The 20677-nt window shown below is 61.1% G+C and carries 16 protein-coding genes and 1 pseudogene; 4 read left to right on the forward strand and 13 right to left on the reverse strand.

Going from position 1 to position 20677, the window contains the following annotated elements:
- Positions 1-52: 52 nt before the first annotated feature.
- The 6 genes from FNZ07_RS20715 to FNZ07_RS20740 form a co-directional block, all read right to left on the reverse strand.
- Positions 53-454: a hypothetical protein gene (locus FNZ07_RS20715; RefSeq protein WP_091018870.1), complete on the reverse strand. Its 402-nt coding sequence runs from the start codon at positions 452-454 to the stop codon at positions 53-55.
- Between the two features lie 743 nt (positions 455-1197).
- Positions 1198-1707, reverse strand: coding sequence for a hypothetical protein (locus FNZ07_RS20720; protein WP_143098164.1), 510 nt, complete (start codon positions 1705-1707; stop codon positions 1198-1200).
- A gap of 117 nt (positions 1708-1824) precedes the next feature.
- Entirely contained in the window at positions 1825-2073 is a 249-nt protein-coding gene (locus FNZ07_RS20725; RefSeq protein WP_091018866.1) for a hypothetical protein, read from the reverse strand.
- 326 nt (positions 2074-2399) lie between these two features.
- Positions 2400-2861: a hypothetical protein gene (locus FNZ07_RS20730; RefSeq protein WP_245811722.1), complete on the reverse strand. Its 462-nt coding sequence runs from the start codon at positions 2859-2861 to the stop codon at positions 2400-2402.
- Between the two features lie 37 nt (positions 2862-2898).
- Complete coding sequence (locus FNZ07_RS20735; RefSeq protein WP_091018862.1) at positions 2899-3222, reverse strand: hypothetical protein; 324 nt, start codon at positions 3220-3222, stop codon at positions 2899-2901.
- A 138-nt stretch (positions 3223-3360) separates the two neighbouring features.
- Positions 3361-3852, reverse strand: coding sequence for a GNAT family N-acetyltransferase (locus FNZ07_RS20740; RefSeq protein ID WP_091018860.1), 492 nt, complete (start codon positions 3850-3852; stop codon positions 3361-3363).
- A gap of 221 nt (positions 3853-4073) precedes the next feature.
- On the opposite strand from FNZ07_RS20740, the gene FNZ07_RS20745 reads away from it, so the two are divergent.
- Both FNZ07_RS20745 and map read left to right on the forward strand, forming a co-directional pair.
- The gene (locus FNZ07_RS20745) at positions 4074-4286 is read left to right on the forward strand and encodes a ParD-like family protein (RefSeq protein ID WP_091018858.1); all 213 of its coding nucleotides are present in this window, start codon (positions 4074-4076) and stop codon (positions 4284-4286) included.
- A complete protein-coding gene (map, locus tag FNZ07_RS20750) occupies positions 4283-5050 on the forward strand; it encodes a type I methionyl aminopeptidase (RefSeq protein ID WP_091018856.1) in 768 nt (255 codons plus the stop codon). The genes FNZ07_RS20745 and map overlap by 4 nt, the downstream gene beginning before the upstream one ends.
- Before the next feature lie 6 nt (positions 5051-5056).
- Here map and FNZ07_RS20755 read toward each other — a convergent pair whose 3' ends face one another.
- The 3 genes and pseudogenes from FNZ07_RS20755 to FNZ07_RS20760 form a co-directional block, all read right to left on the reverse strand.
- The gene (locus tag FNZ07_RS20755; protein WP_211367982.1) at positions 5057-8809 is read right to left on the reverse strand and encodes a M48 family metallopeptidase; all 3753 of its coding nucleotides are present in this window, start codon (positions 8807-8809) and stop codon (positions 5057-5059) included.
- Positions 8810-8998: 189 nt separating this feature from the next.
- Positions 8999-9253, reverse strand: a complete 255-nt coding sequence (locus FNZ07_RS34550) for a Rid family hydrolase (protein WP_409373400.1) — start codon at positions 9251-9253, stop codon at positions 8999-9001.
- Between the two features lie 17 nt (positions 9254-9270).
- Positions 9271-10059, reverse strand: a pseudogene (locus FNZ07_RS20760) (diguanylate cyclase domain-containing protein); the annotation flags it as partial.
- Between the two features lie 340 nt (positions 10060-10399).
- Between FNZ07_RS20760 and FNZ07_RS20765 the strand changes: the two are divergent.
- Together FNZ07_RS20765 and FNZ07_RS20770 are read left to right on the forward strand one after the other, a co-directional pair.
- On the forward strand, positions 10400-10963 hold the full coding sequence (locus tag FNZ07_RS20765; RefSeq protein WP_091018841.1) for a peroxiredoxin: 564 nt from the start codon (positions 10400-10402) through the stop codon (positions 10961-10963).
- Positions 10964-11037: 74 nt separating this feature from the next.
- Positions 11038-11505 (forward strand): hypothetical protein, encoded by a 468-nt coding sequence (locus tag FNZ07_RS20770; RefSeq protein ID WP_091019167.1) that lies wholly within the window; start codon positions 11038-11040, stop codon positions 11503-11505.
- A 4-nt stretch (positions 11506-11509) separates the two neighbouring features.
- Here FNZ07_RS20770 and FNZ07_RS20775 read toward each other — a convergent pair whose 3' ends face one another.
- From FNZ07_RS20775 to FNZ07_RS20790, 4 genes are all read right to left on the reverse strand, one after another.
- Entirely contained in the window at positions 11510-14815 is a 3306-nt protein-coding gene (locus FNZ07_RS20775; protein ID WP_091018838.1) for an efflux RND transporter permease subunit, read from the reverse strand.
- Positions 14816-14894: 79 nt separating this feature from the next.
- The gene (locus tag FNZ07_RS20780) at positions 14895-18026 is read right to left on the reverse strand and encodes an MdtB/MuxB family multidrug efflux RND transporter permease subunit (protein ID WP_091018836.1); all 3132 of its coding nucleotides are present in this window, start codon (positions 18024-18026) and stop codon (positions 14895-14897) included.
- Between the two features lie 19 nt (positions 18027-18045).
- The gene (locus FNZ07_RS20785; RefSeq protein ID WP_091018834.1) at positions 18046-19440 is read right to left on the reverse strand and encodes an MdtA/MuxA family multidrug efflux RND transporter periplasmic adaptor subunit; all 1395 of its coding nucleotides are present in this window, start codon (positions 19438-19440) and stop codon (positions 18046-18048) included.
- Positions 19441-19804: 364 nt separating this feature from the next.
- Entirely contained in the window at positions 19805-20641 is an 837-nt protein-coding gene (locus tag FNZ07_RS20790; RefSeq protein ID WP_091018832.1) for an IclR family transcriptional regulator, read from the reverse strand.
- Positions 20642-20677: the final 36 nt, after the last annotated feature.

Raw genomic sequence — 20677 nt, forward strand, 5'->3', positions numbered from 1 at the left:
GTCGCAGATAGGATTCGCGCGGCATGGAATGCCTAACCTGGGAAATGCCGGCTTACTTGACTTTCTCAGCACGGAAACCAAAATCAGTTGCGGTGAACGTCGAGAACCCGCATTCGATAAGTGAGCTCCGGAGTCGACCAGTAAGAGGTGTTCCGTAGACCTCAAGCAGAGCGTAACCCGGATTTCCTCTGCGACTATCGTGGTGGTCTTCTATTGAATCCAGAACAGCGTCACACCAGCTTTCTCGATCCGCGCCGTATCGGCGGAAAGTCGTGATCCCGTTCTTCATCGTCTGGTCGAGCGGCCTCGTTGATGATTGCCAGATCTCTTTGATGGCTGCGCAGTTCTCGTCAGAGTCAACGATCCACGTATGGGCCACCTTCGCGGCAATATCATCAACTAAGGCACCGAAATCGGGGTCGACGATCAGCGCGATTGTGTCTGTTTCTCGCATGGGCTCTTCCGAATGAATTGATAGCAGCTTGGGGTAAGTAGGCTGTGGATACAGGCACCATTGTCGCCAATTCTGGAGACAGGATCGACCGGCCGCTTTTGACCGCACTCGGCCCCACGGTGAACTACTCTAGTCGACTCAACTAAGTGACTCGACAACCGGCTGCGGATGCCGGTTACTCGCTCAACTTGAGACGTTCAACTGCAACCGCACACCGCTCCCTCATTGCATTCGGGTCTTCACCAACTGGAATTCAAGGCATCCTGGTCGAACCATGGAGCACCGCGGCGAAGCCGAGCCAGAGGAACATGGCGAGAAGAAAACCTGCCAGACATATTGCACACACACCTTTGATCGACCACTGCCAACGAGGTGTAGCGAGATGCAGGCCTAGAAGAGCAGGCGCCAATAAGATTCCCGCAACGATCCACGTACGCTGGGGTTCGCTCGATAGACCTCGTGTCACTGTGTAATAGTCAAACCAATGTCTCTTCGCTCCAAAATCCAGATATTCACTCCAGCCGACGAGCGGAACCACGAACATTAGTGCGGCGTTCAACAGACTGACTATCCAGCGGGGCATGTCTTCGTTTTCCTGTTGAAACAAAACTCACACCGGCGCGGGCGTCATTCGGCGACTCTATCTGTTAGATACGCCCGACGAAACGATACACCAACGGTCAAGGAAATCGAACATAGGTCCACGTCTTCAAACCCACCCCAACGCCGCGAACAGTTTGGTTTCACTGTCTGGAAGGAGCCGCGCATTCCGTCTTTTGAAATCCCCCCGGCAAATCAGCTCTGTTTAACACCGCATCATTAGGAATCCAGCTCTCATTCTTCGATGGTTCAAGAACGTGCCAAATCAGCGCGTCACGCGTTAGGGTTAACGTCGCCTCGCCCACTTCCGCAGTCCACGCGCTTCTGAAATGGACAGTCGCCACATTTCCGTCAACAGTACCGAAAATGGAAGGGCCATTGCCGCTCAGGTCGCCTTCGTCCACCTTGTTACCCAGTTGCCCGGTGGCTATATGAAATCCACAAATTTGCCCTGCCTCCTGCGTAAGGTCGAGTTGAAAAACGTCTCGATCTCCCTCTTTGCAACGATCAGCATAAACACCTGTGGCGCCATCACAAGAATACTCATGTGACCAGTTTCCAGAAAACGGACCTAGCGGCTCAAGTGCGAAAACGGGCATTGCCATCTTTACAAGAAAAAACAACGTCAACATTTTGACCGTCGCAACCTTCATCGCTCCCCCTGAGTTATCTATTCGCACACACCCTAACTGAATTTTTATGACCGCACATAGCTTACGCAAAAAAGAAACGAGCTGACGGTATGCAACTGGAGTGCGGAAACTGGATGCCTATGCGTCGCTACCGCGGAACCAGGGTGTCGCGACTATGAAGTTTTCTGCATCTGCTGGCGAGGCGAACGGACCGACCAAACTTCCGCTATGCCGGTTCCTGAATGTAGTGCCGTCGACCCATTCCTGTTCGTCGAGATACGTTTCACCGTTGCGGAACTCCAGCACGTCGACAGCTCGTTTGCCATCCTCGCTGTAGATTTTGAACGCACTCCGATATTCCTGCCCTTGTATCGGGGATTTGCTCATTCGCTACGCACCTCATATTAGTGACGACATCCGCAATCAACGTTTGACGAACCATGAAATTGCGCTCGTTTGAACCGTCCCTTGACTGACGGGTTTGAAGCGCCGCGCCGAGCCGCGTACCAGTTTTTTCCGAATATCACGGGACTGACGTCATTTGCGTCGGCCGACGATAGCAGTCACGATACGCATGGTCAGACAATTCAGCGCCGACCTAGATTGTCGACAATATAAGTCACTGCGTCGAGTGGTTGCAGCTGGCCGAACTAAGCCTCACGACGACCGGCTCCGCTCGACCCAAAAGAGTCGACTGTTTCTCTCGGAAGCGGTCATTCAGTGGTCTGTCCTACAGCGCGTATTTGCATCGACGCCGCGCCTGACCAACCAGATGCAACACCATTGTGTGCAATCACAACAAATCCGTGAAACTCCCTGTCGGCAATGCGAATCTCACCTTCACCCACATGCATGGCGACAAATGCGACAGCCTCTTTTTTGGAGAGATAGTCACCAAGCTTTCGATGCACCTCAACTAATACTTGCTCCGCACAGATAAAATCGTCCAGCAGGCATAGCAGCTCGTTCTGCTGCAGCTCCTCGTGCTCAACAATGTTCTTCCATGCACGCGACGCAGCATTGACCGGTGGAAAGTGTTTCTGCATAAGTTCATGAACGCGACGCGGATTCATATCGCCCTCTTTGTCTAGACAGATGCCGCCTGAATCTTGGTTGGTCAATCCGCTGATTGTGGACGATCCAAACGAGGGTGTCGACCGACCAGTCTTGTCCATGGTCGGTTCGACGCTGGTGTCGGAGGATCGCCGCCCGCTAGGATTTTTTTTCGACCCGTAACAAGGTGCCGTCTGGATTGATTGCGCTTTCATCCTTTCTGGATGGATAGTACTGTTTCTTACAATCTAACCTGTAGAAGATGATGCCGTGAATGCCGTTGGCATCCTTTTTGGCAATCGGACGTTTCCATATTTCACTAAATACCGCATCCAGTTGGGCGTCGTTTCCACGTTCATATACCTCATCAATGAACGCGATGTCCGTCTCGCCTGGGAATATAAGCGCGAACTGCTCATCCGTTGCTGCGAAGATGTCGTACACGCAGTTGCTTGCGCCGTCGATGACTTGAATGTTCTTCATTTTCTGAAAGCAGCATCAAAAGGTGAGATCTCGAACGTCGGATATTTGGATCGTCAACAATTTTGATCGACATGTCTAATGTCCGCAACCGGCCGAGGGACGTCCTTGCAGTTCTTCGGCAGGGACGGAAAACAATTCCTAAAGGTCGCGCTTCATATAACGAACCCACCCGATTCTCCCTTTGTCCCGGGTTCCCAAATCCAACCAGCCGGCTTTCGCATACGAGCGGCGGCCAGCCTCATTCTCTTCGTCGACGGAAAGCATAATGGACAAGGTGTCTGTCCAGTGGGTCAGGAGCCATTCCGGCAGATACCGGAGCGCAGCGGTTCCCAGTCCCAAACCTTGGTAGCGCAAGTCGATACGTAGAGCTGAAATGACTGCCGCTCCCGCTAAAGCCCAACTGGGTGCGGCACTTCGCCTCTTCAGAACAAGGAAACCTACAATGACGTGCCCGTCGAAGATAGCCGCACCCTGAATGTCGCCAGTCAGATCGGATGCGCAAGCGTCGACTGCTCGGTGAGTCGGTCCGGCATATTCAATCTGTTGATCGGAAATCTTCAAATTCTCAACCTCGTTTTTCTGGGCCGGGTTCAACTCCTCCCATCGGATGACGCGGATTGCATGAGTCATTGGTTTTTCCAACTAGGCGAGCGAGCAACAGGGTATAGGGGCAGTCCGACAAATTCTACTGGCTGGCAGCAGCGTCGAAATTGTCGTCGATTCATCATTCGTCGATGGCCGGCCGTTGGCGGCAGGTTCCTTTCGCGACAAATCGGAGTCGACAAAAGCCACTTGCACCGCCATCGAATAACAGTATATGATTCGTATACGTTTCATATACAGAGAGCCACATGGGAATAGTAAACATCGACGACGACCTCCACGACCAGATACGCAAAGCAAGCGCAGTCTCATGCCGCTCAATCAACGCGCAAGCAGCGTTCTGGATCAAGATCGGCATGCTGTGCGAGATGAGTCCAACACAGAGTTTCAACGAAATCGTGGCCCGCGAACTGCGCGCGGCGGGCGTCATGGAGCAAGCCATCAAGGTGGCTTCAGCATGACGAAGCGCCCAGAAGAAATCGCACTGCTGGCCGAGTCAGGCAAGTTGCTGGCGGATGTGTTCGGCTATCTGGATGCACTGAGCCTGATCGGTATGTCGACCATGCAGGTCAACGACCTGGTCGATAACTTCATCGTCAATGAACTCAACGCACGCCCCGCAAGCAAGGGGCAGTACGGGTACGCCTACGCGCTCAACTCTTCGCGCAACAACGTCGTTTGCCACGGTGTTCCCTCTACGACCGAGTTTCTGCAAAGCGGAGACATCGTCAATTTCGACATCACGTTAGAGAAAAATGGGTACATCGCCGATTCCAGCAAAACATACCTCGTTGGTGAGGTATCGCCGCTAGCCGAACGGCTCGTGCAGGTGACCTACGAAGCAATGTGGAAAGGCATCAAGGCCGTTCGTCCAGGCGCAAGACTTGGCGACATCGGACATGCCATCGAGCGGCACGCCCGGCGAAACGGCTATTCGGTCGTAAGAGAATATTGCGGGCACGGCATCGGGCGTGAGATGCACGAAGATCCCCAGGTGCTGCATTGGGGAAAGCCGCAAACCGGCCTGGCGCTGCGGGAAGGCATGGTGTTCACCATCGAACCGATGCTCAACCAGGGGCGACATGCCGTTCGAACCGAAGACGATGGCTGGACAGTCGTCACGCGCGACGGGCAACTGTCCGCGCAATTCGAGCACACCGTCGCCGTGACCGGAAACGGTGTGCGGGTTTTGACGCTGCGCGCCGGGGAAAAGATGCTGAGCTGAAGGCCGCTACCCCAGATACGGCCGTTCCGACGCAAACAACGCACGTTGCGCAAAGGTGCGCCATTCTGCGGGGGCGCGATCCCCCATCACATAGATCCCTGCTACCAATGCCTGCGCACGCAGTGCCACAGGCAGACCATCCAGAACATGCTCCGCCGCCGCCACATCGCCGCGCCGCGCCAGAGTGAGGAAGCGATTCATCCGCGCCGGAAAATCCGGGATGTCGTATCCCGTAGCAAGAATCTTCTGGAGCGACTGGATGGCAGGCGTACTGGCTGGCGCTCCCATGGCAAGCGCCAATATCGCTGTGTCCTGGTCGATGCCTTCGTCCGCAGCCAGGTTTTGTGCGCGCGCGCGTAGCTCAGCCGAAGCACCGTATGAAGCCGCCGCCAATCGCAGCACATGTGCATGAGCGGGCGAGCCATCGGATGCCGACACCGCATCGTCGAGCTTGCCGTTGGCGAGCAGAACGATCGGCTGATACGCACCGGCTGGCGGCGTATCGCCAGGCTCGAACATCAGCGCATCGCGTACTGAGGGAGATTGCTGAGCCAGCAATGTCTGTCGGGATTTCGCGGCTTGCGGATCGACGAGCCGCGCCATGCGCAACGATTCGATAGCCGCGGCCTCGCGCAGCGCCGGGCTCCCAGCCAGTGCCAGCTCATAGTCGGCCAGTGCCTCGCTGTAACGCCCGTGCAAGCTGGCGTTCCAGCCGGCAGCATTGGCATACCACGCCGAGTTGGGCCAGCGTCGACGCCCGGCTTCGAACGCGGCGTCCTGAGCGGGGCCATCCGGCATGCAGCGCGTGACGAGGTAGGCGAGGTCCGGCTGGTCGGGTGCCTGATCGGCTTGCGCCCGCTGCCGCGCACACACGGCATCGTGTGCAGCTGTGCCTTTAGTCGCGTCCTGCTCAAACCGCATGGCCACCACGTCGATCGGGAAGCGCGCACGGCGAGCCGCGAAGGCCTCGTCGAAGCCAGGAGTGCCGCTCGCGAGGCTCAGCCAGTCGCTCAGGTATGTGCTGTCGGGCGCATCGAAGCGAACGTGCGATAGCAGCATTGGCGCCACCGCGGACTTGTCCTTGAACTGCCCGACGAGCACGGCGGGTGTCATCCCATCGCCGCTGTCGAGTACGGTGCGGATGCCTCCTCCGGCTTTGCTCTGGATGCTGACGGGCGGCGCGGCAAACAGTACGTCTGCGAAGGTCGACTGCCAGCGCTGTGGCGGCACCAGACGCGCGGGTTCTGCGCTGCCTGCGCCGTAGGTCGCCGTCCATTGACGCAGAGGCGCGGCGCTTGCCACCGTGTAGACCAGATGCTTGTCGATACGGTCGACCGGTACGCGGAATGCTTCAATCGCATCGCCGTCCTGGGTTCGTGTCGACACCGCAATGTCGCGGCCGGCATGAACATCGACGCTGGCATGTGCATTGGGTGCAAGTGCGAGGCGGTGGCCGTCCACAGTAGCTACCACGGGTCGCGCCAACGGGTTGTAGACCACCACCGTGGACTCATCCATCGACCAGCCGAATACCAGCACCGCGCCGACGATACCAATCGCCACGACAGCGCGGGCCAACCCCGGGAAGAACCCATTGGCCGAACGGAATCGCTCCCAGAAATCGGGGTTCTCGACACGTTGGGAGCGCTCGGTGTCGATGACGAGCGTGTCGTAAGTGGGGGGAGCCGCAGGCACGGAAGAGGGTGCGTCCGGCAGTGGTTCGCCACGGGTACCTGCCGCGATGCTCGCCTCGGTACGCAGCAACTCGCCCAGCGTGGTGCGACCGAGTCTCGACAGACAGCCCGCCGCGTGATTGACCCAGCTATCCACGAAGCGCAGCCAGTCGTTGAGGTTCTTGCGCACCGGGTTGCCGAGGCCCAGTTCGCCCAACATGGCAGACCAGCTTTCCTGACCGAGTTCAGCCAGAACGCGTTCACCGGGCTGTACCGCGCCCGACACGCGGAACACGTTGCTCAGCGCACGCTGGAGGCTTTCCGCACCGGCGAGGACGTCTTTCACACCGCGCGAATTGATCGATCCGGTTGCGGTCACGCGCTGCCAGCAGCGTGCGAGTGAGGCTTGCGTATCGCGCAGCTCGGCTTCGGCGTGATGTGCATAGTGCAGTACGTGCAACAGCCCTTTCAGATAGGCATGCCATTGCGGTGACAGTTGTCCCGCGTACGCCTGATGCAGACTGCGCACATGTTTGAGCACGGCCGCCAGACGCGCGCGCACCTCGGCGCGTTCGGCGCCCACCGCGTCGATGGCGGGCTGCAGCTCGCTGTGCTTGAGGATGCGTCCGCGGTGACGGATCACGCCATCGGCGGCGGTGTACACGCCGTCTCGCAGCGAGCGCAGCAGCGCATGCTCGTGATCGAGCGCGCGCAACGCCTCGAGATCCTGACTGATCGACGCCGGATACAGCGTTTCGACATCGAGTGCGCCGTCTGCCGGCACCTGGGCGTAAAGCTCCTCGGCGTGAGCGGTGTAACGCGTAACCGGAAAGCCCAGATAGATGCCGCGATAATGCGGCTTGAGCTGCTCGATGGTGAATTGATCGTCAAGCTGTTGCAGTGTGATGTCCGGCTCAGCCACAGCGTGCTCGGTGTTGCCGATCAGCTTCCCGGTCATCTGTTCGCGCAAGGCCGGCGCGTCGTCGAAGAGGGTCCAGGCGCTGCGCTCGTCGCCCGGCGCAAACAGATAGGTGCGCTTGGCGTTTTCTTCACGCTCGTGGTTCAGCGGATGGGTTGCCCACATGCGCGGCGGTTGCGCAAGCTCTGCCTTGAAGACGCGAAATGCAGCGGCATCGTCGGCGGGCACCTGCGGCCGTTGGCCGTGAGCAGCGTCGTTATAGATCCGTCCGAGGCGTGCTGCGATGGCCTGTTGCACGGCAAAGGCGTCGCGTGGAGGGCGCCCGGCGCCGGCTTCGCCACGTACGAAACCCACGGTACGTTCCCAGGCGTCGTCGGCTACCTGCAACCGGTGTAGTGCGTGGATCAGCGCATCGCTGCCGGTGAGCGACACAGCGACCAGGTCGGCCTGCATTTCCATCTCTCGCGAGAGTGCCCGCTGAACGATCATCACCAGCCGGAACCCGGTATCCACGATCGAGCGCAGCGCCCACACGATGAGGCCCAGCGCCCAGCCAATCCACGCCACGCGAATATCGAAGTGCGACAGGCGTCGCAGGAAGCCATCCAGCACATCGCGTTTGCCGACAATATGCGCCGCGATCTGCTGCGTGGTGTACACCCACCGTCCGAGTGCCATGGAGCGTTGCGCGAAGTGCCCGAACTCATGCGCGCAGACCGCCTTGAACTCGCCCAGGTTGAGCATGTTCACGAGACCCAGACCGATCTCCAGATTCTTGCGCGAAGGAAACACCAGGTTGACGAGCGACAGATCGTAGAACACCGCCGCATTGACGCGACCGCTCACGAACACCTTGTGCGGCCGTGGCGCGCCGGCATCGTCCGCCACCTGGTCGAGGAAGGCGAACAGGCCCGGTTGCTCTGCGCGTTTAAGCTCGATCACGCCGGCGTACTCGCCCTTCTTGATGAAGAAAAGTGCCTTCACCAGGAACACCGTTAGAAACAGGCTGCACGCGCAGACAAGGAAGTCGACCGGGCCCGAACTCGAGCCGAGTACCAGCAGCCGATTGACGCCCGTCATGGCAAACCAGACGGTCAACGCGAGGTACAGCGCTATGAATGTAATCAGCCCGGCTACCGCGAGCCAGGCCTTGCGCTTATACGACACGCTGGGTCGCGTGAAACCAGTGGGTACGTTTGAGGGGCCCGCGGGATAATAGTTTTCCATAGCAGATGGGGTATCTGACGGCGATTTATAAATGTGCCAAAACTGGCGCTTATTGGATTTACTCTAGGTCTCTGTGGCCCGTCTATGCTACCTGCCAAAATCGCGGCGGTCTATTGTGTGCAGTCGTCTTTATACTGTTTTTGCCGCGGTTACCGTTATTTCAACGAGCCACCCTGGTTCGACCAGCCCGACGACCTGGGAGCGAGTGCGAGTAGGGATGTTCGGTTGTGTTTTCGAACCAAAATACTCCAGATAGACACTCGAAAAACCTTCGTAATCGGGTTTGCCGTTGTTCGCCGGATCACCCACAAAGATTGCCTGCACGGCAACGACATCGCCCAACGTATAGCCTTTACTGCCAAGGATATGGCCAATCTGATCCAATGCGCTTCTAGTTTGGGTTCGCGTATCGCCAAACTGGGCGACCGTGTGAGGCTCGGCATCCGGATCGCGAATTCATCGCTGGCGATCCGCGCGATCGTCTCGCCCTGGTTCGCGATAGCCAGAACGCGGCGCGCAGTTTCGCGCAGCATCTCGTCGCCGGCATCGTAGCCGAGCGCGCGGTTCACGCGCTGGTAATCGTCGAGGTCGAGCAGCAGTAGTGCGGCCGGCGCGCTGAGCGTGTCCGCGCGCTGTTGCGCATCGAGCAGCGCTGGAACGAGCGCCGACAGATTGGCGATGCCGGTGAGCGGATCGTGATGCAGCGCGTGTGTGAGACGTGCTTCGGTGGCGCGCCACGACGACACGTCGAAGCCGGCGATCGCATAACCCTCTACACCATCCTGATGATTGCGCACGACCCGCAGTTCGACGGAAACCGGATAGGTCAGCGATTTGATCAGGTCGAGCGTGGTCTTCTCGACTGTGCCGCTGGCGTTCGCGCGCGCAAGCAATGCGGCGAAGCGGGCGGTGTCGGCGGGAGCGATGAGATCGTGCAGCGTAACGGTCTGCAGATACTCGCGGTGATAGCCGATGAAGCGCAGGCTCGAGTCGGACACGTACAGAAAGCGCAGGTCGCGGTCGACATGAACGAGGAAGTCGACCGCGCCGACGCTCTCCTCGAACCCGAAGCGTGCTGCCGGGCCGACCCGCAAAGGCCGGCGCTTCGCGCGCCGACCGAGCGCTCGGAACCGGTCGATGACCGTGCGCAAGGAGCCCTGGTGGGGCGCGATAATCCTGTTCGCTTCCATGTCTGTGGCTGGCAACCCGTATCGGTTCTGCGGTCCGAAGGATGGAACTACCCATCAAAACGTGATATCGACCGGGCCGGGCGAATCTTTAGCATTTCCTGACAGTTTGCCGCAAGGTAATCGGCATGCGAACGAAGGGTGCGTGCGCATGCGCCATGCATGCCGGTTGCGCGCGCCAGCATCCGGCCCGCGCCGGTCTGCGGAAAAGCACGGCGTGCCGTAACGTGGTCCAATAGCGGCGTCCGATAGCGACGCGGTTGCGGCGCGACGATCCGGCCGGAAAGCGGAGAGTGCGCGGCGCAGCATGCCCATGACTGACATTCACGAGCGAGGTGACGACATGAAGCGAAAAGGGTGGCCGGCAGTGGCCGCAGGTCTGATATGCGCGGGGTTTGCCCTGCATTCGATGGTCGCGTCGGCGACGCTCAAACCCGGCGATCAGGCGCCCGATTTCACCACCCAGGCTTCGCTGGGCGGCAAGACCTACACGTACGCACTGGCCGATGCGCTGAAGAAGGGTCCGGTGGTGCTGTACTTCTATCCGGCCGCGTTCACGAAAGGCTGCACGATCGAGGCGCACGAGTTTGCCGAAGCCGTCGATGAATACAAGCAGTACGGCGCGACGGTGATCGGCGTGTCGCATGACAACATCGATACGCTGACGAAGTTCTCGGTCAGCGAGTGCCGCAGCAAGTTCCCGGTCGCCGCCGATGAAGATTCGAAGGTCATCAATGCCTACGACGCTGGCATGCCGATGCATGCCGCGATGGCGAACCGGGTGTCGTATGTGATCGCACCCGACGGCAAGATTCTCTACGAATACACGAGCCTGTCGCCCGACAAGCACGTGGAGAACACGCTGAACGCCGTCAAGGCGTGGGCGGCCGCGCACAAGCAGCAGTAATCGCGTGATGTAGCCCGTTTCACGGCACGTGGGCGAAGCGCCTGCGTGCTTTCAGTTTTCCGATGGTGGTCCGCATGCCGATTCTGATTGTCCTGATCGTATTGATCGCGCTGATTTACGGCGCGGTGTGGTCGTTCGAGAAGCTCGCCGTGCTGTACGGCTACGGTGTCGCGATCGGCGTGGCTGTGGTCGCGGCTGCGCTGCTGATTGCGGCGATCGCCTGGTGGTGGCGACGTCGGCGCGACGTTGCACCGAACATTCGCGACGGCGACTGGACCCACGAGTTGAAGGGCGGTTGGGGCGAAGTGCGGCTTGCCGCGGGCAAGCGGTTGTGCAACCTGCAGGTGGACGGCGTGCAAGGCGCCTACATCTTTGCCGACCTCGAAAGCGCGACCGCGCAACGCGATGCGCAGCGCGGCTGGCAGGTCGAACTCAAGGTGAAGGATGCGAAGCGCCCAGTGTGGTCGCTGCCGCTCGGTGACGAGCGGCACGCGAAGCAGTGGGCGCGGATTTTTATGCTGGCCATCCAGCAGAAGCTTTGAGCCGTTACGCCGATTGCGCGGCGCGTCGCGCACCGCGGTTCTCCCACCGCACGCGAATCCGGTCCATGTAGAGATACACGACCGGCGTCGTATAGAGCGTCAGCAACTGGCTCACGATCAAGCCACCGACAATCGAAATCCCCAGCGGCGCCCGCAGCTCCGCGCCTTCGCCGTGTCCGAACGCGAGCGGCAGTGCGCCGAGCAGTGCGGCGCAGGTCGTCATCATGATCGGCCGGAAGCGCAGCAGACACGCCTCGCGGATCGCGTCACGCGACGACAGGCCGTGTCGTGACGCTTCGATCGCAAAGTCGACCATCATGATCGCGTTCTTCTTCACGATACCGATCAGCAGGATCACGCCGATCAACGCAATGATGCTGAACTCGGTCTTGAAGAGCAGCAGCGCAAGCAGTGCGCCGACCCCCGCCGACGGCAACGTCGACAGGATGGTCAGCGGATGGATGTAGCTCTCGTACAGCACGCCGAGCACGATATACACCGCCGCGAGGGCGGCGAGGATCAGGATCGGCTGGTCCGACATCGATTGCTGGAACGCCTGTGCGGTGCCCTGGAAGCTGCCGTGGATCGTCGCGGGCATGCCGATCTGCGCCATCGTGTCGTAGATGGCCTGGGTTGCATCCGACAGCGACTTGCCCGGCGGCAGATTGAACGAGATCGTCGAGGCGACGAACTGGCTCTGGTGGTTCACGGCAAGCGGCGTATTGCCCGGACCGAAGCTCGCGATTGCCGATAGCGGAATCATCGTTTCCTTCGACGTCGACACCGCGGCCCCCGACGATGCGCTCGACTTGCCGCTCGCCGCAATCGAGTTGATCGCCTGGTTGCGCGCGGAGTCTGCGGCGATGCTGGCTGCGCTCGTCACGGTCGTGCCACCGGTGCCGCCAATCGCGGTGCGAGTCGTGCCAGTGGTGGGTCCGATTACCGTGCCCGCCGCCGCGTTGGTCGTTTGCGCGCCGCTCGCGCTGCCACCCGACGTGCTGATCCAGATCTGGTTGAGCATGTCGGGGCTCTGCCAGTACTTCGGCGCGACTTCCATCACGACGTGATACTGGTTTAGCGGGTTGTAGATCGTCGACACCTGGCGCTGACCGAACGCGTCATAGAGCGTGTTGTCGATCTGCGCCGGCTTGATGCCGAGCCGCGCGGCGGTCGATCGATCGATCGTCACCATCGATTCAAGCCCGCCTTGCTGCTGGTCGGAGTTCACGTCCGCGAGTTCGGGGCGGCTCTGCAGTGCTTCGGTGAGGAGTGGCCCCCACTTGTAGAGATCTTCGGTGGTATCGGACAGCAGCGTGAACTGGTACTGCGCATTCGATTGCCGGCCGCCCACGCGAATGTCCTGCACCGCCTGCAGGAAGGTGCGGGCACCGGCCACGTCGGAGAGCGGTACGCGCAGTTGCGCGATCACTTCATCGGCGGAGAGCTTGCGTTTGCTCTCCGGCTTGAGGACGACGAACATGAAGCCCGAGTTGGTCTGCCGGCCGCCGGTGAAACCGACCACACTGTCGACAGCCGGGTTCTTTTGCACGATCGACATCATCTCGGAGAATTTGATTTTCATCGCCTGGAACGATGTGCTCTGGTCGGCCTGAATGCCGCCGATCAACCGCCCGGTATCCTGCTGCGGGAAGAACCCCTTCGGCACGATCACATACAGCGCGATGTTCAGCAGGATTGTCACGAGCAGGATGAACAGGATCAGCAGCGGATGGCGCAGCGACCAGTTGAGCGTGCGTTCGTAGCCGTGCTGCATGCGCGTGAAACCGCGTTCGAGCCACTGGCCGAAGCGACCTTCTTTCTGCTGGTCGCGTGGTTCGCGCAGTAGCCGCGAGCACATCATCGGCGTAAGCGTCAGCGACACGATCAGCGACACGCCGATCGCAAGCGACAGCGTCAGTGCGAATTCGCGAAACAACCGCCCGACGATCCCGCCCATCAGCAAGATAGGCAAAAACACCGCGACGAGCGACACGCTGATCGACAGCACTGTGAAGCCGACTTCGCGCGCGCCAAGAAAGGCGGCCTTCATGCGCGGCACACCGTTCTCGATGTGCCGTGAGATATTTTCGAGCACAACAATAGCATCGTCGACGACGAAGCCGGTCGCGATGGTCAACGCCATCAACGATAGATTGTCGATCGAGAAGCCGAGCAGATACATCGCCGCAAACGTGCCGATGATCGAGATCGGCACGGCGACGCTCGGAATCAGCGTGGCGCGCCAGTTGCGCAGGAACAGGAACACGACCATCACGACGAGCGCGACCGCGATGATCAGCGTGCGCTCGGTGTCTCTCAGCGATGCGCGGATCGTGGTGGAGCGGTCGGCGGTGGGAAGTACCTCGACGTCGGCCGGCAGCGATGCCTTCAACTGAGGCAGCATTGCAATGACGCGATCGATCGTCTCGATGATGTTCGCGCCCGGCTGGCGATACAGGATGACGAGCACCGAGCGCTTGCCGTTCGTGAGCCCCAGGTTGCGCAGGTCTTCCACAGAATCGACCACTTCCGAGACGTCCGACAGCTTCACCGCGGCACCATTGCGATAGGCAATGACGAGGTCCTTGTACTGGATGGCCTTCGACGCCTGGTCGTTGGTATAGATCTGCACGCGGTTCGGCCCGAACTCGATCGAACCCTTCGGGCTGTTCGCGTTCGCCGATGCGAGCGCGGCGCGCACATCCTCTAGGCCGATGCCGTAGTGAAACAACGCTTGCGGTTCGAGTTCAACACGCACGGCCGGACTCGCCGAGCCGGCGACGTCGACTTCGCCGATCCCATCCACCTGCGACAGCGACTGCTGCAGCACGGTTGCCGCGGAATCGTACAACTGGCCGGCCGGCAGCGTGTTCGAAGTCAGCGCGAGAATCAGGATCGGCGCGTCTGCCGGGTTGACCTTGTGATACGTCGGGTTGCTGCGCAGGCTCGCGGGCAGGTCGGCACGTGCCGCATTGATGGCCGCCTGCACATCGCGCGCGGCACCGTCGATGTCGCGGTTCAAACCAAACTGCAACGTAATGCGCGCGCTGCCGACCGAACTGCTCGACGTCATTTCGGTGACGTCGGCGATCGAGCCGAGATGTCGCTCGAGTGGACTCGCAACGCTGGTGGCGACAGTTTCCGGACTCGCGCCCGGCAGGCTTGCCTGCACCGAGATGGTCGGGAAGTCGACCTGCGGCAGCGGGGCGACCGGCAGCTTGACAAACGCGAACATGCCGGCGAGCGCGATGCCGATCGCCAGCAGCGTGGTGGCGACCGGGCGCTGGATGAACGGGCGCGAGAGGTTCAAGAGACCTCCTGGCGGGCGGCCTCAAGCACGGCCGCCGCGCTCGACGCACGATGCAGGCGGGGAGCGTAGTCGACGCGCATCATGCTTCAGTTCCAGCATCGGTGGCAGGCGGCGGCGTTTCGCTACCACCGCCGAACCGCGCACGTGCACGCCGCGCCAGCGAATCGAAGCCGAGATAGATCACCGGGGTCGTGAACAGCGTCAGCAACTGGCTCACGATCAGGCCGCCCGCAATCGCGATACCGAGCGGGTGACGCAACTCGGACCCGGCGCCTGTGCCGAGCATCAGCGGCAGTGCGCCGAGCAGAGCAGCCATTGTCGTCATCAGGATCGGGCGGAAGCGTAGCAGACACGCCTGGTAGATTGCTTCGCGTGGCGGTTTGCCCTGTTCGCGCTCGGCCTCGAGCGCGAAGTCGATCATCATGATCGCGTTCTTCTTCACGATACCGATCAGCAGCACGATCCCGATGATGCCGATGATGTCGAGGTCATGCCCCGAGACGAGTAGCGCAAGCAGCGCGCCGACACCCGCCGACGGCAGCGTGGAGAGGATCGTGATCGGATGAATAAAGCTTTCGTACAGCACGCCGAGCACGATATACATCGTGACGATCGCCGCGAGGATCAGGAACAGTTCGTTCGACAGCGAAGCCTGGAACGCGAGCGCGGCACCTTGGAAGCGCGTCTGGAACGAGGCGGGCAGGCCGACCTCTTTCTCCGCCTGCTGGATCGCCTTCACCGCCGCGCCGAGCGATGCACCCGGTGCGAGATTGAACGACACCGTAGTGGCGGGGAACTGGCTCAGGTGCGTCACGAGCAGCGGCGACGGCCGTTCATGGAAACTCGCGATCGAGGCGAGCGGCACCTGGCCGCCGGTCGACGTGGACGAGGGCAGGTAGATCGCGTTCAGAGACTCGGTGTAGTGCTGGATGCTTGGCTGCGCTTCGAGGATCACGCGGTACTGGTTCGACTGCGTGAAGATCGTCGAGATGATGCGCTGGCCGAATGCGTCGTAGAGCGCGTTATCGACGGTGGCGGGTGTGATGCCGTAGCGCGACGCGGTGGCCCGGTCGATCTCGATGTAGACCGACTGGCCGCTGCTTTGCAGGTCGGTGGCGACGTCGGCGAGTTCGGGCGCTTGCTGCAGACGGTCGACGAGCTTCGGCACCCAGGTCGAGAATTCTTCGATGTTCGGCGACGTTAGGATGAACTGATACTGCGTCGGGCTCACCGTCGAGTCGATCGTCAGATCCTGCACCGGTTGCATGTACAACGTAGCGCCGGGGATATGCGCGACCTCGTGCTGCAGATGGCGGATCACGTCGCTGGCGGTGTTGCTGCGGTCGTCGCGCGGCTTCAGGTTGATCAGCATCCGGCCGCTGTTCAGCGTGATGTTGCTGCCGTCCACACCGATGAACGACGTCAGGCTGTCCACATCCGGATTCTTCAGGATTTCGGCGGCAAGCTCCTGCTGGCGCTCGGCCATCGATGCATACGACACCGACTGCGGCGCCTGCGTGATCGCCTGGATTACGCCGGTGTCCTGCACCGGAAAGAAGCCCTTCGGAATGAAGATGTACAGCAGCGCGGTGAATACCAGCGTGAGGAGTGCCACGACCAGCGTAGAGCGCTGCCGGTCGAGCACCCACGTGAGTGCGACGGCGTAGCGGCCGATCACGTAGTCGATAAACGCGTGCGCCTTCGCTTCGAAGCGATGGCTTTCTTTAGGCGGTGTGTGGCGTAGCAGTTTCGCGCACATCATCGGCACGAGCGTCAGCGATACCACCGCCGAGATCACGATTGTCACCGCGAGCGTGATCGCGAATTCATGAAACAACCGGCCTACCACGTCGCCCATGAATAGCAGCGGAATCAGCACGGCGATCAGCGACACCGTCAACGAAATGATCGTGAAGCCTATCTGCTTCGAGCCCTTCAGCGCCGCTTCGAGCGGCGCCTCGCCTTCCTCGACGTAGCGCGCGATGTTCTCGATCATCACGATCGCGTCGTCGACGACGAAACCGGTGGCGATCGTCAGCGCCATCAGCGAGAGGTTGTCGAGCGAGAAGCCGCACAGGTACATCACGGCGAGCGTGCCGATCAGCGACAGCGGCACCGACAGACTCGGGATGATCGTCGCGTAGACATTCGCGAGAAACAGGTACATCACCAGCACGACCAGCACGACCGAGGTCAGCAGTTCGAACTGCACGTCGCGTACCGACGCGCGGATCGTCGTGGTGCGGTCGGTGACGATGCGTACATTGAGCGCAGCGGGCAGCGACTCCTGTAGTTGCGGCAGCAGCGCCTTGATGCTGTCGACCACCTGGATCACGTTCGCACCTGGCTGGCGCTGCACGTTCAGGATGATTGCCGGTGTGTTGTCGACCCACGCGCCGAGCTTGGTGTTCTCCGCGCCGGCGACGATCGTCGCGACGTCGGTCAGCATCACCGCGCGGCCGTTCTTGTAGGCGATGACCGCGGACTTGTAGGCGTCGGCATCGGTCAACTGATCGTTTGCATTGATCGTGTAGGCACGCGTCGGACCGTCGAAATTGCCCTTCGGCGTGTTGACGTTGAGGTTCGAGATCGTCGTGCGCAGATCGTCAAGATTCAGGCCGTAGGCCGCAAGCGCGCGCGGGTTCGCCTGAATCCGCACGGCGGGTCGTTGCCCGCCCGACAGGCTGACCAGGCCGACGCCCGCGACCTGCGAAATCTTCTGTGCGAGCCGCGTGTCGGCGAGATCCTGCACCTGCGTGAGCGGCATCGTCTGTGAGGTAATCGCGAGCGTGATGATCGGCGCGTCGGCCGGATTGACCTTCGCGTAGATCGGCGGCGCGGGCAGATCGGACGGCAGCAGGTTGCCGGCCGCGTTGATCGCGGCCTGCACTTCCTGCTCGGCGATGTCGAGCGGCAGATCGAGACTGAACTGCAGGGTGATGATCGACGAACCCGCCGAGCTTTGCGACGACATCTGGTTTAACGACGGCATCTGCCCGAACTGCCGTTCGAGCGGCGCGGTCACCGACGATGTCATGACGTCCGGGCTCGCGCCCGGATAGAAGGTCTGTACCTGGATGGTCGGATAGTCGACCTCGGGCAGCGCCGACAGCGGCAGAAAGCGCAGTGCGACGAGCCCCACCAGCATGATTGCCGCCATCAGCAGCGCGGTGCCGACGGGGCGCAGGATAAAGGCGCGGGAGGGATTCATGCGGGATTAGCCGTGCCTTTTATTCGGAGTCTTGTGCTGGATGTCTGCGGTGGCGACGCGCGCCGGATGCCGCCGCTGCACCGGAGGCCCAGCCATGTGCGCCATGTGCACCCGATGCTCCCGATGCACCGCGTGGCCGGTCTGCGGGAATCGTGATCTTCGCGCCTTCTTTCAGGCGATCCGAGCCGTCGATCACCACACGCTCACCGGGCTGCAAGCCGGACTGGATGCTGGTGCGTTCGCCGTCGACGGGACCGACCTTGACCTGACGCACGGTCACCGTGTTGTCCGGTTTCACGACGTAGACGAACTGGCCCATCGAACCATTCAGCACCGCCGACGTCGGCACGATCGTCGCGTTGCGGATCACATCGACGAGCAGCCGCGTGTTGACGAACTGATTCGGGAACAGCGTGTTGTGATCGTTAGCGAAGCTCGCGCGCAGCTTCAGCGTGCCGGTCGTGGTGTCGATCTGGTTGTCGATGGTTTCGAGGTAGCCGCCTTCCAGCGACGTCGTGTTGCTGCGGTCATAGGCGGTCACCGACATCTTCGTGCCGGCCGCCAGTTGTTTCATGATCGCGGGCAGGTTGTCTTCCGAGGTCGTGAAGATCACGCTGATCGGCTGCAACTGCGTGATCACGACGATGCCGTTGGTGTCGCCTGGCGTCACGTAGTTGCCAGAATCGACCTGGCGCAAACCGACGCGGCCCGATACCGGCGCAGTGATGCGCGCATAGATCAGGTCGAGCTTGTAGGTATCGATATTGGCCTGGTCGGATTTGACCGTGCCTTCGTACTGCTTGACGAGCGAAGCCTGGGTATCGACCTGCTGGCTCGCGATCGAATCCTGCGCGAGCAGCGTCTGATAGCGCTTCAGATCGAGACGGGCGGTAGCGAGCAGCGCCTGATCGCGCGCGAGCGTGCCCTGGGCATTGTCGAGCGAGATCTGATACGGCCGAGGATCGATCTGCGCGAGCAGATCGTCCTTCTTCACCATCTGGCCTTCCTTGAACGCGACGGTCTGCAGCGTGCCGGACAACTGCGTGCGAACGGTAACGTTCGCGAGCGGTGTAACCGTGCCGAGCGCGGTCAGCACGACCGGCATCTCGCCTTGCGTCGCGGTTGCGACGTGTACCGGTTGCGGCATCGCACCGCCTGGACCGGCACCCGCACCGCGCCCGCCGTGACGTCCACCACCACCTGCCTCGGCCGGCGCGCCTGCACCGGATGGTCCACCCCACGGATGCCAGCGGAACAGTACAAGCGCCGCGATTGCCAGCACGACAACGATCAATCCGATGTTCCGGGCACGATGCGATTTGCCGGTGGCGGGCGTACCCGATGCGCCGTGTGCCGGACGGACCGGGTCGGGCTGGCGCGGTTTGTCTTCTGGATGCTGTTGTTGTTCGTCCATCGGTTCTCGTTGACTGATGTGGAATGGTGCGGGATGCGATGTGTCGGCGGAACGTGTCGCGGCGGGCAGGTTGGGCGCGACGGTCGGTGCCGCGGGCCGGTTTTAGCGCGATGCTACGCGAGACGCACGAAAAAAGGTAAGCCCGGCGATATCAGGATGTAAGCGGACCGGAATGCAGCCTTTCGTAGCTCGCGATGCCGGAAGCGGCCACCGGCTTCGCACATGCAGCGGCGACTGCGCGGGCGCCCGCGCGCACGCAAAACCATGATGCTACGTCGGGCCCTTTGCTCCAGTCCAGCCGGGTATTTTTCGGTTGATTACGCGCAGTAAGGGTACTCGCGCGGATGTCGGTGCTTTCGTACGGCTAGTCGTCGAGCCGCTGACCCGGCGAGCCGCCGATCTCCTGCACGATCCTGGCAATACAGGCGAGCAGCGCGGGCGCGGCCCGCGAAATCAGCCAGTCGCGTGGACACTGGTGCGCCGAGCCGCCGCAATTGACGGCATACCGTTCACCGGACGGTCCGATAAAGCCCGCGGCGATCGCGTTGAGCCCGTCGTACCACTCGCCGGTCGCAATCGCGAAGCCTTGGGTCGCCGTTTCCTGCAACGCGCTTTCGAGGCGGTTGCTCAGATAGCCCCAGTCGTCGCCGGAGGCAGCCTGCAAACCGGTCAGCAATTTTTCCCGTTCGACGTCGTTCAATGCCGCGAGATACGCGCGTCCGACTGCGGTGCGGCACAAGTCCATCCGCGAACCGATTTCGAGCCGCGAGACGAGTACCGCCGATCTCGGCCGGATCGCGTCGATCACGACCATATCGAGCCGGTCGCGCACCGCGAGATGCACCGACAGCGAGGTACGTTCGGCGAGTTCGATCAGGAAGGGCCGCGAGCGCGCGCGGATGTCGAAATTGCGCAGGAAGCCGTTACTCAGTTCAAGTACCGACGATGTGAGCACGAAGCGTTCGCTGTCGGGCAGGCGGAACAGGAAGCCCGCACTGACAAGCGTGGCGGTGATGCGGGAGACGGTTGGCTTCGGAATGCCGGTCTGCTCGGTGAGCTCGCGGTTGCTGAGGGGTGCATCGGCGGCAGCAATACGCCGTAATACAGTCAGGCCGCGTGCGAGCGCCGTAACCTCGTCGCCGGAACCGTCTTTGTCTTTGACGGGGTCGGCGCGGCGGGAGGGCGTCGGAAGCTGGTTCATGTCGTTTTATGGAACTTTATTTCAGTTTAGCCACTC

The sequence above is a fragment of the Paraburkholderia megapolitana genome (assembly GCF_007556815.1).
Classification (GTDB): Bacteria; Pseudomonadota; Gammaproteobacteria; order Burkholderiales; family Burkholderiaceae; genus Paraburkholderia; species Paraburkholderia megapolitana.